We start from the raw sequence: 15,228 nt of genomic DNA, 5'->3' as shown, positions 1-15,228 counted from the left end.
GGACTGTTTATTCTTCGTTGCTTTTAAAGCAACACGAACAGTAAACACACCCCAAGTGGTTATCGTTGTAACCCTGACAATTTTATCAGGTACTGCACGGTTAAAGTGGCTCGGGAAGACCGATATTAGTGGGATTCTCGCTGGGCAATATCAGTATTAAGTAGGAAAAAAGTTGCAGAATAGAGTAAATATTTTCGATGTTTTAAAGTGAATTTTGGGTGTGGAGAATGGCGCCGATTTAGCTTACATTAACTGAGAAAGTTACGTATAATGTCGGACCGAAAAATCCCACTGAAATGGGTAATTAGCAAAATACAGACCAATCCTGGTCTAGACGTCTGTGAAGACGACACATAGGTAGATAAATGAGCGAAAAGTTACAAAAAGTATTAGCACGTGCTGGTCACGGTTCTCGTCGTGAGATTGAATCGTTAATTAAATCTGGTCGCGTTAGCGTGAACGGTGTAGTCGCTAAGCTTGGTGAAAGACTTGAAGACGAGAGCAGCGTAGTTCGTATCGATGGTCACATTGTCTCTGCAAAGATTCAAGAAGAAGTGATTTGTCGTGTACTTGCGTACTACAAACCCGAGGGTGAACTGTGTACTCGTCACGATCCAGAAGGTCGTCGTACTGTTTTTGATCGTCTGCCAAAAATTCGTGGCTCTCGTTGGATTTCAGTTGGTCGTCTGGATGCGAACACTTCTGGTCTTCTGCTTTTCACAACGGATGGTGAACTGGCGAACCGCTTAATGCACCCAAGCCGCCAAGTTGAACGTGAATACCTAGTACGTGTGTTCGGTGAAGTAACTGAACAGAAAGTTCGTAATCTAGTAAAAGGTGTTGAACTGGAAGACGGTTTAGCTCGCTTCGAAGATGTTGTTTACGCGGGTGGTGAAGGCATGAACCACACGTTTTATGTTGTTATCAACGAAGGTCGTAACCGCGAAGTTCGTCGACTATGGGAATCGCAAGAGTGTACCGTTAGTCGTCTGAAACGTGTTCGTTACGGCGACATCTTCTTAGACAAGAAACTGCCTCGTGGCGGTTGGATGGAGCTTGACCTGAAAGAAGTAAACTACTTGCGTGAGCTTGTAGAGCTTCGCCCAGAGAAGGAAACCATGCTTGATCTGAACAAAGACAACACGTCACGCAAACGTGAGCGTGCACGCAGCCAAAAAATTCGTCGCGCAGTTAAGCGCCATGAAGAGCGTGTTAACACGCCAAAAGGTCGCAGCAACAACCCTTCTCGTCGTAAGCCGAAGAAGACTGCTGGTGACCAAGGCGCACGCAACAAGCATCGTTAATCGATAGCAAAACATCAGAAAGGCTTGCCAATTCGGCAAGCCTTTTTCTTATCTGTTACATAACAAAAGGATCTAAAGCCGATATAGAGCAGGGTGCTTTGGATAAACAAATATCTCAGCTAAACAAAAACAGCAGATAAAAAAATACCAGCACTAGGCTGGTATTTTTGTTCATGATGAAGAAACGTTAATCGCGTTTCCAAAGCATATGGCAGAACTTATGTTCAGGGTCTCGGCTGATTAGCATACGAGCAAATACGTCATCAAGAACGTCATTTTCCTCATTTACTAGGCCGATACGAACCTCTGCATATACTTCTTTGTCGATCTCGAAGCCAACATGTTCAACCCAGTCATCACCAGTTTCAACAAGTTCTGCGGCACCACGATCTTCAAATTGCGCAGTAAACAGAATCACGTCAGCTGGCTCTAGGTTATCTGGAGCCATTTCAAGGAAAATGTCGTACGCTGCGTCGATGACGTCGTCGTAAGAAATCAAATCAGACATGCTTATGCTCGGCTCATGTATTTACGTTCAGCTGTGTTAATGATAACACGGTCACCAGTTGCAATGTACTCAGGAACCTGGATGACAAGACCTGAAGCGAAGCGTGCTGGTTTAGTACGAGCAGATGCAGAAGCACCTTTGATTGAAGGGTCAGTTTCTTCAATCACTAGCTCAACAGAAGATGGTAGTTCAATACCCACAGCAGCACCGTTAACAAGGATAATGTGGATACCTTGTGTATCTTCGTTGATGAACAGCATGTCGTCTTCAACTTCATTGTGCTTGAATGTGTATTGTGAGTAGTCTTCGTTATCCATGAAGATGTGCTCATCGCCGTCAGCGTATGAGTACACAACTGCACGTTTGTTCATTTCTACCGTTTCAACAACGTCATCAGACTTGTAACGCTCATCTACACGTGCGCCCGTGTTTAGATCTGTGCAACGCATTTTGTAGATTTTAGCGCCGCCACGACCGCCAGGAGTCGTTACTTCGATGTCTTTAACTAGAAGAGTTTTACCATTAGACTCGATTGCGAAGCCTTTTTTGATTTCACTTGCCTTTGGCATTGTATATTCCTATTCATACTTATTAAGCAAAACTCGGTGATTATAGCGCTAAGTTAGCCGCCTAGCATTAAAATTCATTGCAGAAATTTGTTGTTACTCCCATGAGTAAACACCTGAATGGACTTGATTCAGTGAGTCGGCTAAGAGAACATATAGTCCAACTTCTTGAACCATCTGAGAACACGTTTTAAGTCATGTCTCTGCCTGTTATCGATCCTAAACAACCATTTCAACCAGAGTTTGCGTCTTTAATTAGGGAAGTCACCGCTTGTCTCAAAGGTGGATTGGGGCAAAAACTTACACAGCGTTTATGTATACGGTAGTGTTGCTCGTAAAACAGCGATCGCAGGAAGGTCGAACTTAGACCTGGTTGTCGTTACTCAATCATCCTTTGAGCACAATCGCGCGACTTTGCTCAACACAATTAAGTGGCGTGCGCAGCAGAGTTACCCTCACGTTAATGGTGTATCGGTCCGTACTGCCTTAGTGAGCGAAGTAGCTAATTTAGACAGTATTTTCACTTGGGGCTTTATGCTTAAGCATTGCTGTGTCTGTGTTTATGGTGATGATCTAGCAGACTGTTTTGGTGATTACGTCCCAAGTTGGGAAATTGCTAAGCACTGGAATATGGATGTGGCAGATTGGATTACGGTGTATCGCAAAAAAATCGTACAAGCGAAGACGATAGAAGAGCAGGTGGCCGCTCAACGCGTGATTGCTAAAAAGTTACTAAGAGCGTCATACTCTTTGGTGATGTATCGAGATAAACGTTGGTTTGATGACCCTATACAATGTGGCAAGGTATTCTTAACTTATCATCCTGAAAAGCAGCTTGAGATCGAGCGGCTAGAAATTTTACTTTCTGGCCGGGGTATTCCCAAGCGTTCTGTTATCGGGCTAATTGATGCGTTTGGTGATTGGTTAGTCAAACAGTACCAGAAAACAGAGTTTCGTATCGGTTAAAACAACCCCATTTGTGGTGCTGAAAGCCTGTCAAAATCCGTCCCAATGAAAGGGAGAATCGCATCTGCAACGGGTTTGAGTTGTTTATCAATGTAATGTTGATAATCAATCGGGCTATTGAGGTACTCATAAGGTTCAGGACCGTTCACGGTTATAATGTATTCAATTCGCCCTTTGTTTTGATACTGTAATGGGCGGCCAAGCTTGGCATTTATCTCATCCGCTAAACGAGCTGCACGCACTTGTGGCGGGACGTTCTTCTGATACTCATGCAGTTTTCTGCGCAGTCGCTTTTGATACACTAACTGTTCATCAAATTCACCGTTGTTAGTTTTCTCAACAATCTCTCGGACATAGTCGCTTGGATCTTCACCATGGAAAATCATGCTATAGAGTGTATTTTGAAATTTCTGTGCTAACGAGGTCCAGTCAGTACGGGCACTTTCTAACCCTTTAAATACAATCCGTTCTTGCTTTCCTTCACCGATTAAACCCGCATAGCGCTTTTTCGAGCCAGTTTCTGCGCCACGAATCGTTGGCATAAGGAATCTGCGATAATGGGTTTCATACTCGATTTCCAACATAGATGTTAGGTTGTACTCAGAACGCAGGTGTTCTTGCCACCAAGAGTTGATGTAATCAACTAATTGATTTCCAACAGCGTCAGCTTCTACTTGACTGTATGGTCGATTCAACGACACGAATGTGGAATCCGTATCGCCGTAAATCACTTGATATCCTTGCTCCTCAATCAGCACCTTAGTTTGCTTCATGATTTCATGTCCGCGCATGGTAATACTAGAAGCTAACCGAGTATCAAAGAAACGACATCCCGATGAGCCCAGTACGCCATAAAAGGAGTTCATGATGATTTTGATTGCCTGAGAAAAAGCTTTTTCATTGTTCTTTTTTGCGACATCACGTGCCGCCCAAAGCTTTTCAATCATTTCTGGCAAAAAGTGTTTCGTACGATGGAACTGACCACCGCGAAAGCCAGGTACTGCCTGATCATCTCCTTTACCAATATCGAGTAATAACCCCTCAACCAAACCCATAGGATCAATCAAGAAAGAGCGAATAATCGATGGGTATAGACTCTTAAAGTCCAACACTAAAACGGAATCATATAGGTTAGGGATGGAGTCCATCACGTAACCGCCGGGGCTCGCAATCCAATTTTCTGGGTGTAGGTTCGGGGCAACATAGCCTGCGCGGTGTATTTGCGGCATGTATAAGTTAGTGAATGCCGCTACCGAGCCACCGACACGATCCAGTTCTACACCAGTGAGGCGAGAGCGTTCAATTGCAAAGTCAAGCAGGTGAGTGTGATTGAAAATCTTGTTCACCCAACACGCAGTCTTGTAAGTTATATTTAGCCAGCGATGGTTTGTCGGAGCGGTACATACGATTGATCTCATCCATACGGTCATGAAACGTTGTGGATTTCTTTACCTTCCCCCAAGAGTTCTTGAGATACAGACTCTAATGACCAAGACCGAAAGTGATAAGTCGCCGTTTTTAACGTATCGATACCGTCCATTACAACTCGCCCGGGAATGGAAATAAACCCTTGTTGGCTTTGAGATGAGCTTCTGAAAAAACTGGCTTGGTCTGCTCTGCCAAGCATGAGTTTCATGTTGTGCCATTCTGCTCGTTTGTGTAACAGACGAAAGTCAAAATCAATGACATTCCAACCGACAATTGCATCGGGGTCGAATTTTTTAAACCAATCGATGAGTGCTTCTAGAAGCGCCTTTTCATCCTGGACCCATTGTATCGGTGTATCCGAAGGTTCTGGTTCTCCGATCATGATAACGCGGGAATCCATGACGCTGTCTAATCCGATGGAGTAAAGAATGCCTTTCTCAGAGCATTCTAGATCTAACGAGACAACGTTTAACTTCGGCTCATATTGCCCCGTACGGCATTTTGCGTTCTGGACGCGTTGGTAGCCATTGGTACGAGTCACATTGCCTGTAAACTCAATACTGCCTTTAATAAAACGCTCCATGAGGTAGCGATCGGCGAGGCGAATATCACTTTCGTAAGTGGTGATATCATTTTGAGCGAACGTGTCTTTAAGTGTGAGAGCGTCTCTGGTTACGTTGGTATAGCAGGCAGAAAGAGGCGTATGTTCAAACGTTTTGAGATCCAAAAGGCGGATGTCGACGGGTATGTTTTTTTCTCGCGCGAGTGTTTTTGCTTGCTCTGAGTGTTTCTGAGCGATGAAAAATACTGGCTTCTCACCATTAATAAGTAACTGAGTAGGACCTGCTTCTGTCGAAAGCCACAGCTCGATTTGAGTTTGACCTTTGATGTCTCGTGCCTGTCGAGTAAGCAGAAAGCCTTGTTGGATATTCAAATGTGAGAAACCTTAGAAAACTTGAAGAACGCTAGTTTAACATTAAGAACTGTAAAAATAACCAGTAAAGAAAACGGTTCAAATTTTTGCTGGAATTAGTGATTACAAGTTAACCTCTGGTGCAAGAGGGACAGTGTCACTTTAAATTATAGCGTGTTTCTCTGGGCAATATGAAACCTAGTTACTTGATTTATTGTACTTAATGTTGTTAATTGTCTTTTCTTAGATTTCGGTTCTGCTCATCACGCTCTAAAATAATAGAGTGGTTTATGAATAAGTTCTTGCTAAAGTTTGCGTTTCAGCACATATTCATAGAAAGCAATTTTTTGTCGATTACGTTAGTATATAGGCAGTCATACTGATATCCACATTTAACAAATAATGGTTATGTGGGTGCAGAACCAATACAAAGTGTGGAGATACAAGTTTGATAAATGTTTTCCTTGTAGATGATCACGAGCTGGTTCGCACAGGGATACGACGTATTATTGAAGACGTCCGTGGAATGAACGTAGCAGGAGAAGCTGACAGCGGTGAAGATGCAGTAAAATGGTGTCGCAGTAATCATGCTGACGTCGTTTTAATGGACATGAACATGCCAGGAATTGGTGGCTTGGAAGCCACTAAAAAAATTCTTCGCGTGAATCCTGATGTGAAAATCATCGTACTTACCGTTCATACAGAAAACCCGTTTCCAACCAAGGTGATGCAGGCAGGTGCGTCTGGTTATTTAACCAAAGGTGCTGGCCCTGATGAAATGGTGAATGCGATTCGTGTAGTTAATAGTGGGCAGCGTTACATCTCACCAGAGATTGCGCAGCAGATGGCATTGAGTCAATTTTCTCCAGCCTCTGAGAACCCTTTTAAAGACTTATCCGAACGTGAATTGCAGATCATGCTTATGATCACCAAAGGCCAAAAGGTAACGGATATTTCTGAGCAACTTAATTTAAGTCCAAAGACAGTCAACAGCTATCGCTACCGACTCTTTAGTAAATTGGACATTAATGGTGACGTTGAGTTAACTCACTTAGCGATTCGCCACGGAATGCTGGACACCGAGACCCTTTAGCGTGAATCCTCCCTTCGATTCGGCTTCCTTTCTCAAGACAGTAACTCATCAGCCCGGCGTTTACAGAATGTACAACGCCGAAGCTGTTGTAATCTACGTAGGTAAAGCCAAAGACCTAAAAAAGCGCCTTTCAAGCTACTTTCGAAAAAAAGTAGACAGTGAGAAAACTCGCGCGCTTGTCAGTAATATCGCCAAAATAGACGTCACAGTGACTCACACTGAGACAGAAGCACTGATCTTAGAGCATAACTACATCAAGCAGTATTTGCCGAAATACAATGTGTTGCTGCGAGATGATAAGTCTTACCCTTATATCTTTATTAGCGGTCATAAGCACCCACGGCTTTCTATCCACCGTGGCGCCAAGAAGCGCAAAGGTGAATATTTTGGCCCCTACCCAGATTCTGGTGCAGTGAGAGAAACATTGCATTTGCTGCAAAAGATATTTCCTGTGCGCCAGTGTGAAGACACTGTCTATTCCAACCGAACGCGCCCATGTTTGATGTACCAAATTGGCCGTTGTGCAGGGCCATGCGTTGATACCATCATTTCTGATGAAAGAATACGCAGAGTTGGTTGGCTTTGTGCGCATGTTTTTGCAAGGCAAAGACCAGCAAGTACTCAAACAACTGATCGAGAAAATGGAAGTTGCCAGTCAGCAATTGCGCTTTGAAGATGCCGCTAAATTTCGCGATCAAATCCAAGCGATTAGACGTGTTCAAGAGCAGCAGTACGTCTCAGAAGACAGCATGGATGATATGGATGTACTCGGGTTTGCTCAGGAGAATGGTATCGCGTGTATCCATATCCTGATGATACGCCAAGGCAAAGTGCTTGGTAGCCGTAGCCATTTTCCGAAAATCCCACAAAATACAAGCCAGCAGGAAGTGTTCGATAGTTTTCTGACTCAATACTATTTGAGCCATAACGAAGCACGCACGATTCCTTCTCGTATTATTTTGAATCAAGAGTTGGCAGAAGATATCGCGCCAATACAGAAAGCGTTAAGTGAAGTTGCTGGTCGTAAGGTTCATTTCCATACCTCGCCAACTGGCTCTAGAGCAAGGTATCTCAAGCTTTCGAACACGAATGCACTAACGGCGATTACCACCAAAATCAATCACAAGATGACGATTAATCAGCGTTTTCATGCGCTTCGCGAAACATTGAAGTTGGAGTCTATTGCTCGAATGGAGTGTTTTGATATCTCCCATACCATGGGGGAAAGTACGATTGCATCGTGTGTGGTGTTCAACAATGAAGGCCCCGTTAAGCAGGAGTATCGTCGCTATAACATCACTGGGATTACCGGTGGTGACGATTACGCTGCAATGGGACAAGCGTTGGAGCGCCGTTATTCGAAGCAATTGGACGTAGAGAAAATTCCCGACATCATCTTTATCGATGGTGGTAAAGGCCAGTTAAATCGTGCGCATGACATCATTTCGCAATATTGGGGAGATTGGCCAAAGCGTCCCATCATGATTGGTATTGCAAAAGGCGTTACTCGCAAACCAGGTTTAGAAACGCTGATTACAGTCGATGGGGACGAGTTTCATTTACCAAGCGATGCTCCAGCGCTGCACCTTATTCAACATATTCGTGATGAAAGCCATAACCATGCTATAGCGGGGCATCGTGCTAAGCGAGGTAAAACCAGACGTACTAGTGCACTTGAAGGGATTGAGGGAATCGGCCCTAAACGACGTCAGGCGTTACTCAAGTACATGGGTGGGTTACAAGAACTTAAACGTGCAAGTGTCGAAGAAATCGCCAAAGTACCGGGAATAAGTCACTCTTTAGCAGAAATTATTTTCCAAGCATTGAAACAATAAGGAAAATCGCGCAACATTAAGCCGCAATGTGTAAGAGAATAATAAAATGCGTTTGAATATCCCGAACATTCTGTCTCTTCTTAGACTGTTCCTAATCCCTGTTTTTGTGGTTGTCTTTTATCTACCTTATTCATGGGCACCGTTTGCAGCAGCAATGGTGTTTTGGGTAGCGGGTTTTACTGACTGGCTTGACGGTATGTTGGCCCGTAAACTTGGCCAAACTTCTCGTTTTGGTGCGTTTATTGATCCTGTTGCTGATAAAGTGCTAGTGGCAACGGCATTGATTTTAATCACGGAACATTACCATTCAATTTGGGTGACCATTCCTGCGGTAACGATGATCGCGCGAGAAATCATTATCTCAGCATTGCGAGAATGGATGGCTGAAATCGGTAAGCGAGCAAGTGTTGCGGTATCTTGGGTTGGCAAAGTAAAAACTGTTTCGCAAATGTTCGCCTTATGGGTGTTGATATGGCGTTACGATGAATGGATGGTTTGGCTAGGCTTTGCGGCCTTGTATGTGGCAACTTTCTTGACGTACTGGTCAATGATTCAATATTTAGCTGCTGCGAAAGATGATCTGTTGAATGAAGAGCATCATTAAATTCTGATATTAGAAAGCAGGCTTAATAGCCTGCTTTTTTGTATCTAAGATAATCTACAGCATTTCTTTGCTTCTCACGTTTTTTAATGCTTGCTAACGGCCATGCTTGAAATTTCTATCTGAGTTCCTGTTTCGATAGAATTCCATATGTGATCTAAGTCTTGTTTTTGCCCTTGGAGAGTCTCAGAGAAGCGAGTCTCCTGATTGTTAACGCTTCAATACACGTAACGCACGGCCAGCAGTGTAAGGCGTAGCCAAAGTTTTATGATAAACAAGTGTATTTAAGCGATTTTTAGTATTAAAACTAAGCAATCTACCGTCTTTCGCACAAATTCTAGTCAAACGATTTAAAAAAATAAAAATAGTGTTGACTCGATCGCTCGAATCCGTAGAATGCATCCCGTACCCAAGAGAGAACAGCTCAGTAGGGTGGTGAAAAAGCTTAGCTTTATTCACAAATGAGGCGCCTTGGCAGAGTGGCTATGCAGCGGATTGCAAATCCGTGGACCTCGGTTCGACTCCGGGAGGCGCCTCCATTATTCTTTTGATAGTGAATGGCTTTCGAGAATAAATGCGACACTAGCTCAGTTTGGTAGAGCGCAACCTTGCCAAGGTTGAGGTCACGAGTTCGAACCTCGTGTGTCGCTCCAAATTTTATTGATATGGCGTTAGCGGTATCAGATGGTGTTTTACTTTTCTGTAAAGGCATCACAAAGAATATTTGTGTGCCCTGGTGGTGGAATTGGTAGACACAAGGGATTTAAAATCCCTCGACGTTCGCGTTGTGCCGGTTCAAGTCCGGCCCGGGGCACCATCTCATATTAAATGCGACACTAGCTCAGTTGGTAGAGCGCAACCTTGCCAAGGTTGAGGTCACGAGTTCGAACCTCGTGTGTCGCTCCAGGTTTAAGGCCCAGCATCAAAATGCTGGGCCTTTTTTGTATTTCTTAAAATCTTAAATTTCTTCTTCGCGATGTATTTCTTTAAGCACTGAGCTCCTTCAGCTTACTAACTTAACTCCTTGTTAATTTTAGCCATAGCAACGTCACTTCATGGCCATATCTATCCGACTAGTTTAAGTTTGTTCTGTGAATAAAGACTCATCGATTTAGGCTGAGCAGTAACGTAAATACTAGCTCTGTTAAATGCCTTGGATACTGAAAATAATGTTCTACGATTAAAGAGTGGTATGTTCATAAACCGTTTTGGTTCATGGCGCTGATATTGTAAGGATATTTGTTTAAATAACAGGTATTTGAGAAAAGAAGAAAAGCGTTGTAGATGAGTATGAATGTACAAATATCACTAGGGGGAACTTTGTTGTGATTTGCGTCACTGTTACTAATATGAAAAATCGTTGCCAGAAGATTTTATTTTGTGATAAATTCGCGCGCAATCTCGGAGCGTAATTAACAACGTTTGATCTCTGGGGGATACGCGTAGTGACCATTCAAGCTGATTGTGACACTGCGTAGGGTAGGTATCGGCAAAGCCTTTTGTCGATAGACGGGATACTAATGCTGTAAAAGCGGCATATTAATGGGAAACCCAACATTGAAACCTTTGAATAAACACACACTAATCAGCTTCATACTGCCGAAATGTCCTGTTTTACAAAACGGGTGCATTACGGAACCTTGATTAATCCCTTTTACATATAAAGTCACGAATATCGTGGCAGATGATCTGTATTTGTCATTTTGCACTGACAAATGCGGAGGGGTATACACACCTCCTGTAACTTCATTCCAATGATTATTAATACAGGATATAGAATTATTATAATTCAAGGGATTATGTAGTATGAGCACTGCCTTTGAAGTCGATAGCAATATCGCAAACATTTTTTCGTCTCAGGTTCCTATCGTTGAGGGAACGTATGACTTAACGCCAGATCAAGTATTGATTGATCAGGCTGAGCATGAATCTGAAGTGCGTTCTTATCCACGTCGCTTGCCAATCGCAATCAAACAAGCTTTTGGTTGCTTGGTTGAAGATACACGTGGACAGATCTTTTTAGACTGCCTTGCGGGGGCGGGCACTCTAGCTTTGGGGTATAACCATCCTGAAATAAACCAAGCTCTGAAAGAGCAATTAGATTCGGGTCTGCCATATCAGACGCTAGATATTGCAACATCAGCAAAAACGACGTTTATTCAATCTGTTAAATCTTTTCTTCCTCAAGAGTTAAGTGAGAACAGCGTTATCCAATTTTGTGGTCCGTCTGGAGCCGATGCAGTTGAAGCCGCGATCAAACTCGCAAAGCAGACCACTGGTCGTAACACCATGTTTGCTTTTCGTGGCGCATATCATGGTATGACTAACGGCACAATGGGCATGATGGGCAACCTAGGTACGAAAGCGCGTCGAACTGGTTTAATGTCAGACGTGCACTTTATGCCTTTCCCATACAATTTGCGTTGTCCATTTGGACTTGGCGGTGATGAAGGTGCGAAAGCAAGCATTCGCTATATCGATCGTCTTTTAAACGATGATGAATCGGGCATTATGAAGCCTGCTGCGATCATCGTTGAGCCAGTGCAAGGTGAGGGTGGTGTTGTTCCTGCGCCAGCATTCTGGCTGCGAGAGTTACGTCGTATTTGTGATGAACACGGTATCTTACTGATCTTCGATGAGATCCAGTGTGGTGTTGGTAAAACTGGCTACAATTTCGCATTTGAAGAGTCGGGCATTGTTCCAGATATCCTGTGTTTATCAAAAGCTATTGGCGGTGGCTTACCAATGTCGCTATTGGTTATCAACAAGCAGCATGATACTTGGAAGCCGGGCGAACACACAGGTACGTTTCGTGGCAATCAGTTAGCCATGGTCTCTGGTGCGAAAGCATTAGAAATCATCCAGCGTGACAATCTGGTTGAGCATGCCAATATTGCGGGCCAGTATTTGCACTATGGTCTTGAAAGCATTCAAAAGCGCGTGAACTGTATCGCAGAAGTACGTGGCAAAGGCTTGATGCTTGGTGTGGAGATTAAAAATCCAAACGGTGAGCTCAATAAATTTGGCGAACCTCAAGCGGATAGTGAACTCACTCTTTCCATTCAACGCGCAGCACTTGAGCGTGGCTTGATCGTTGAGAAAGGCGGACGTGAAGGTGCAGTAATTCGCTTCCTTCCTCCTCTTATCATCTCGTTTGAGCAAATCGACTTTGCTTTACGTGTATTTGAAGACGCGATTTTAGCAGCAGGCGGTAGTCACATCGAAACTCAGCCACAAGATGAATGGAAGAAGCATTTCATCCACACTGGAGAGTTGGGCAGCAATGAGTTTGCTTCGGTGATGAATCACACTACGACAGCAATGAAATCAGTGTTTGAACAGGTTGCTGCACCATACTCAGGTATGGATCCAAAAGCATTGGAAGCAGCGATCCATGCTGTTGATCTTGACAATAAAAATGCGCCTCTCAAAACGGTTATTGATGATGCAGCCGAGTTGGTCGCGAAAAACGCGATTTTTACTCAACATCCAGATTGTATCGCTCACCTTCATACTCCACCGTTGATGCCTGCTATTGCCGCAGAGGCAATGATTGCGGCTTTGAACCAATCAATGGACTCATGGGATCAAGCTTCATCAGCGACTTATGTTGAACAGAAAGTTGTGAACTGGCTATGCGATAAATACGAGTTAGGTGAAAAAGCAGACGGTATCTTCACGAGCGGCGGCACGCAAAGTAATCAAATGGGTTTGATGCTTGCGCGTGATTGGATTGCTGACAAACTCAGTGCGCACTCAATTCAAAAGCTTGGCCTTCCTGAATACGCAGACAAGCTGCGTATTGTATGTTCGAAAAAATCCCACTTCACGGTTCAAAAATCAGCGTCTTGGATGGGATTGGGTGAAAAAGCGGTTATGACCGTCGATGCTAATGCCGATGGAACGATGGATGTCACTACGTTAGACGAAGTTCTAAATCAGGCAAAAGCAGAAGGTTTGATCCCATTTGCAATTGTCGGCACAGCGGGCACAACGGATCACGGTGCTATTGATGACCTAGACTTTATCGCCGATATGGCAGCGAAACATGACATGTGGATGCACGTCGACGGTGCATACGGTGGAGCTCTGATTCTAAGTAGCCAAAAAGCCCGTCTGAAAGGTTGTGAGCGTGCACACTCCATCAGCGTAGACTTCCACAAGTTGTTTTACCAAACCATCAGTTGTGGCGCGCTGTTGGTAAATGACAAGTCTAACTTTAAATTCCTGCTTCATCATGCAGACTACTTGAACCGCGAACACGACGAAACTACCGAACTTGGTGGATAAGTCTATTGCTACAACTAAGCGTTTTGATGCGCTAAAAGTGTTTATGACGATGCAAAGCGTGGGGCCAAAAGCCCTAGGCGATATGTACGATCATTTACTTGGTCAGACGCTTGAAGTTGCGGATATGATTCGAGATAACAAACACTTTGAGTTGTTGGCTGAACCATCACTATCTACGGTTCTATTCCGCGCGACACATGAATCAGCGGATCTTGACGAACTGAACAAAACGTTGCGCTTAGAAGCGTTAACACGCGGTATCGCGGTATTGGGTGAAACCATTGTTGACGATAAAACTGCATTGAAATTTACGATTTTGAACCCGTGTCTGACGACGGCGGACTTTGAATCTTTGCTCTCAAAAATCAATACGCTAGCGGCAGAGCTAGTTTAACAAAGGTAACGGAAAACTATGGCAATTCTACAGATTGGTGCAGGCGGCGTTGGCTGGGTAGTTGCACATAAAGCAGCACAAAACAACGACGTTCTGGGTGATATCACAATCGCATCACGTACCGTAGGTAAGTGTGAGAAAATCATCGAATCGATTCAGAAGAAAAACAATCTGAAAGATTCAACTAAGAAACTAGAAGCTCGTGCGGTAAACGCGGACGACGTAGATTCTTTAGTTGCTTTAATTAAAGAAGTGCAGCCTGACTTAGTGATCAACGCGGGTCCTCCTTGGGTGAACATGTCTATTATGGAAGCATGTTACCAAGCTAAAGTGTCATACCTTGATACATCTGTTGCGGTTGATTTGTGTTCTGAAGGCCAACAAGTACCTCAAGCTTACGATTGGCAGTGGGGCTACCGTGAGAAGTTTGAAGAGGCGGGTATCACAGGTATTCTTGGTGCCGGTTTCGATCCGGGCGTAGTATCGGTGTTTGCTGCATACGCGGTGAAACATCTGTTCGATGAAATCGATACTATCGACGTAATGGATGTAAACGCAGGTGACCACGGTAAGAAGTTCGCAACTAACTTTGACCCAGAAACGAACATGCTTGAGATTCAAGGTGATTCCTTCTACTGGGAAAACGGCGAGTGGAAACAAGTACCTTGTCACTCACGTATGCTTGAGTTTGAATTCCCGAACTGTGGTTCACATAAAGTGTACTCAATGGCGCACGACGAAGTTCGATCTATGCAAGAGTTCATCCCGGCGAAACGTATCGAATTCTGGATGGGCTTTGGTGACCGTTACCTAAATTACTTCAATGTAATGCGTGACATTGGTCTACTCAGCCCAGACCCACTGACGCTGCACGACGGCACGGTAGTCCAACCTCTACACGTATTGAAAGCGCTACTGCCGGACCCAACATCTCTCGCACCAGGTTACACAGGCTTAACGTGTATCGGTACTTGGGTACAAGGTAAGAAAGACGGTAAAGATCGCAGCGTATTTATCTACAACAACGCAGATCACGAAGTTGCATACGAAGATGTTGAACACCAAGCTATCTCATACACCACTGGCGTACCTGCGATCACCGCGGCTTTGCAGTTTTTCCGTGGTAAGTGGGCAGACAAAGGCGTGTTCAACATGGAGCAGCTAGATCCTGACCCATTCCTAGAAACCATGCCATCTATTGGTCTAGATTGGCATGTTCAAGAACTGGAGCCAGGACAACCTGTTATCCATAAATTGAAGTAAGAATTTAGCGACTCTTATTTGTACGTTTGAGCCGATGCACTTGCGTCGGCTTTGTTCGATTTTATAG

Annotated in this window: 6 protein-coding genes, 4 tRNA genes and 4 pseudogenes; 11 read left to right on the top strand and 3 right to left on the bottom strand. The window is 44.1% G+C overall.

The window, feature by feature from the left end:
- Nucleotides 1-365: 365 nt before the first annotated feature.
- Nucleotides 366-1,304: a 23S rRNA pseudouridine(2605) synthase RluB gene (gene rluB / locus J8Z23_RS10390; protein WP_005376798.1), complete on the top strand. Its 939-nt coding sequence runs from the start codon at nt 366-368 to the stop codon at nt 1,302-1,304.
- A 187-nt stretch (nt 1,305-1,491) separates the two neighbouring features.
- Here the strand turns inward: rluB and J8Z23_RS10385 are convergent, their stop codons facing one another.
- Together J8Z23_RS10385 and efpL are read right to left on the bottom strand one after the other, a co-directional pair.
- Entirely contained in the window at nt 1,492-1,812 is a 321-nt protein-coding gene (locus tag J8Z23_RS10385) for an HI1450 family dsDNA-mimic protein (protein WP_005376800.1), read from the bottom strand.
- A gap of 2 nt (nt 1,813-1,814) precedes the next feature.
- Nucleotides 1,815-2,381: an elongation factor P-like protein EfpL gene (gene efpL / locus J8Z23_RS10380; RefSeq protein WP_005376801.1), complete on the bottom strand. Its 567-nt coding sequence runs from the start codon at nt 2,379-2,381 to the stop codon at nt 1,815-1,817.
- Between the two features lie 194 nt (nt 2,382-2,575).
- On the opposite strand from efpL, the pseudogene J8Z23_RS10375 reads away from it, so the two are divergent.
- Nucleotides 2,576-3,344 (top strand): annotated as a pseudogene (locus tag J8Z23_RS10375) (nucleotidyltransferase domain-containing protein).
- Here J8Z23_RS10375 and J8Z23_RS10370 read toward each other — a convergent pair.
- A pseudogene (locus tag J8Z23_RS10370) lies at nt 3,341-5,706 on the bottom strand (DNA polymerase II). The pseudogenes J8Z23_RS10375 and J8Z23_RS10370 overlap by 4 nt on opposite strands.
- Before the next feature lie 427 nt (nt 5,707-6,133).
- Here J8Z23_RS10370 and uvrY point away from each other — a divergent pair.
- The 9 genes and pseudogenes from uvrY to J8Z23_RS10325 all read left to right on the top strand — a co-directional run bounded on the left by uvrY (nt 6,134) and on the right by J8Z23_RS10325 (nt 15,161).
- Nucleotides 6,134-6,778, top strand: coding sequence for a UvrY/SirA/GacA family response regulator transcription factor (gene uvrY / locus J8Z23_RS10365; RefSeq protein WP_005386783.1), 645 nt, complete (start codon nt 6,134-6,136; stop codon nt 6,776-6,778).
- A gap of 1 nt (nt 6,779) precedes the next feature.
- Nucleotides 6,780-8,613 (top strand): annotated as a pseudogene (gene uvrC / locus J8Z23_RS10360) (excinuclease ABC subunit UvrC).
- Between the two features lie 46 nt (nt 8,614-8,659).
- Nucleotides 8,660-9,217 (top strand): CDP-diacylglycerol--glycerol-3-phosphate 3-phosphatidyltransferase, encoded by a 558-nt coding sequence (pgsA, locus tag J8Z23_RS10355; RefSeq protein ID WP_005394805.1) that lies wholly within the window; start codon nt 8,660-8,662, stop codon nt 9,215-9,217.
- 462 nt (nt 9,218-9,679) lie between these two features.
- Nucleotides 9,680-9,753, top strand: a tRNA-Cys gene (locus J8Z23_RS10350).
- Between the two features lie 37 nt (nt 9,754-9,790).
- Nucleotides 9,791-9,867 (top strand) — tRNA-Gly (locus J8Z23_RS10345).
- A 77-nt stretch (nt 9,868-9,944) separates the two neighbouring features.
- Nucleotides 9,945-10,031, top strand: a tRNA-Leu gene (locus J8Z23_RS10340).
- Nucleotides 10,032-10,044: 13 nt separating this feature from the next.
- A tRNA-Gly gene (locus J8Z23_RS10335) sits at nt 10,045-10,120 on the top strand.
- A gap of 900 nt (nt 10,121-11,020) precedes the next feature.
- A pseudogene (locus tag J8Z23_RS10330) lies at nt 11,021-13,898 on the top strand (pyridoxal phosphate-dependent class III aminotransferase).
- Nucleotides 13,899-13,916: 18 nt separating this feature from the next.
- Nucleotides 13,917-15,161 carry a carboxynorspermidine synthase gene (locus J8Z23_RS10325; protein ID WP_005394799.1) on the top strand — a complete coding sequence of 415 codons (1,245 nt, stop codon included), beginning with the start codon at nt 13,917-13,919 and terminating at the stop codon, nt 15,159-15,161.
- The last annotated feature ends 67 nt before the right edge of the window (nt 15,162-15,228 follow it).

It is taken from the genome of Vibrio sp. SCSIO 43086 (assembly GCF_051132235.1).
Lineage (GTDB): Bacteria > Pseudomonadota > Gammaproteobacteria > Enterobacterales > Vibrionaceae > Vibrio > Vibrio diabolicus.
This window is presented reverse-complemented; position numbering and strand designations above follow the sequence as displayed.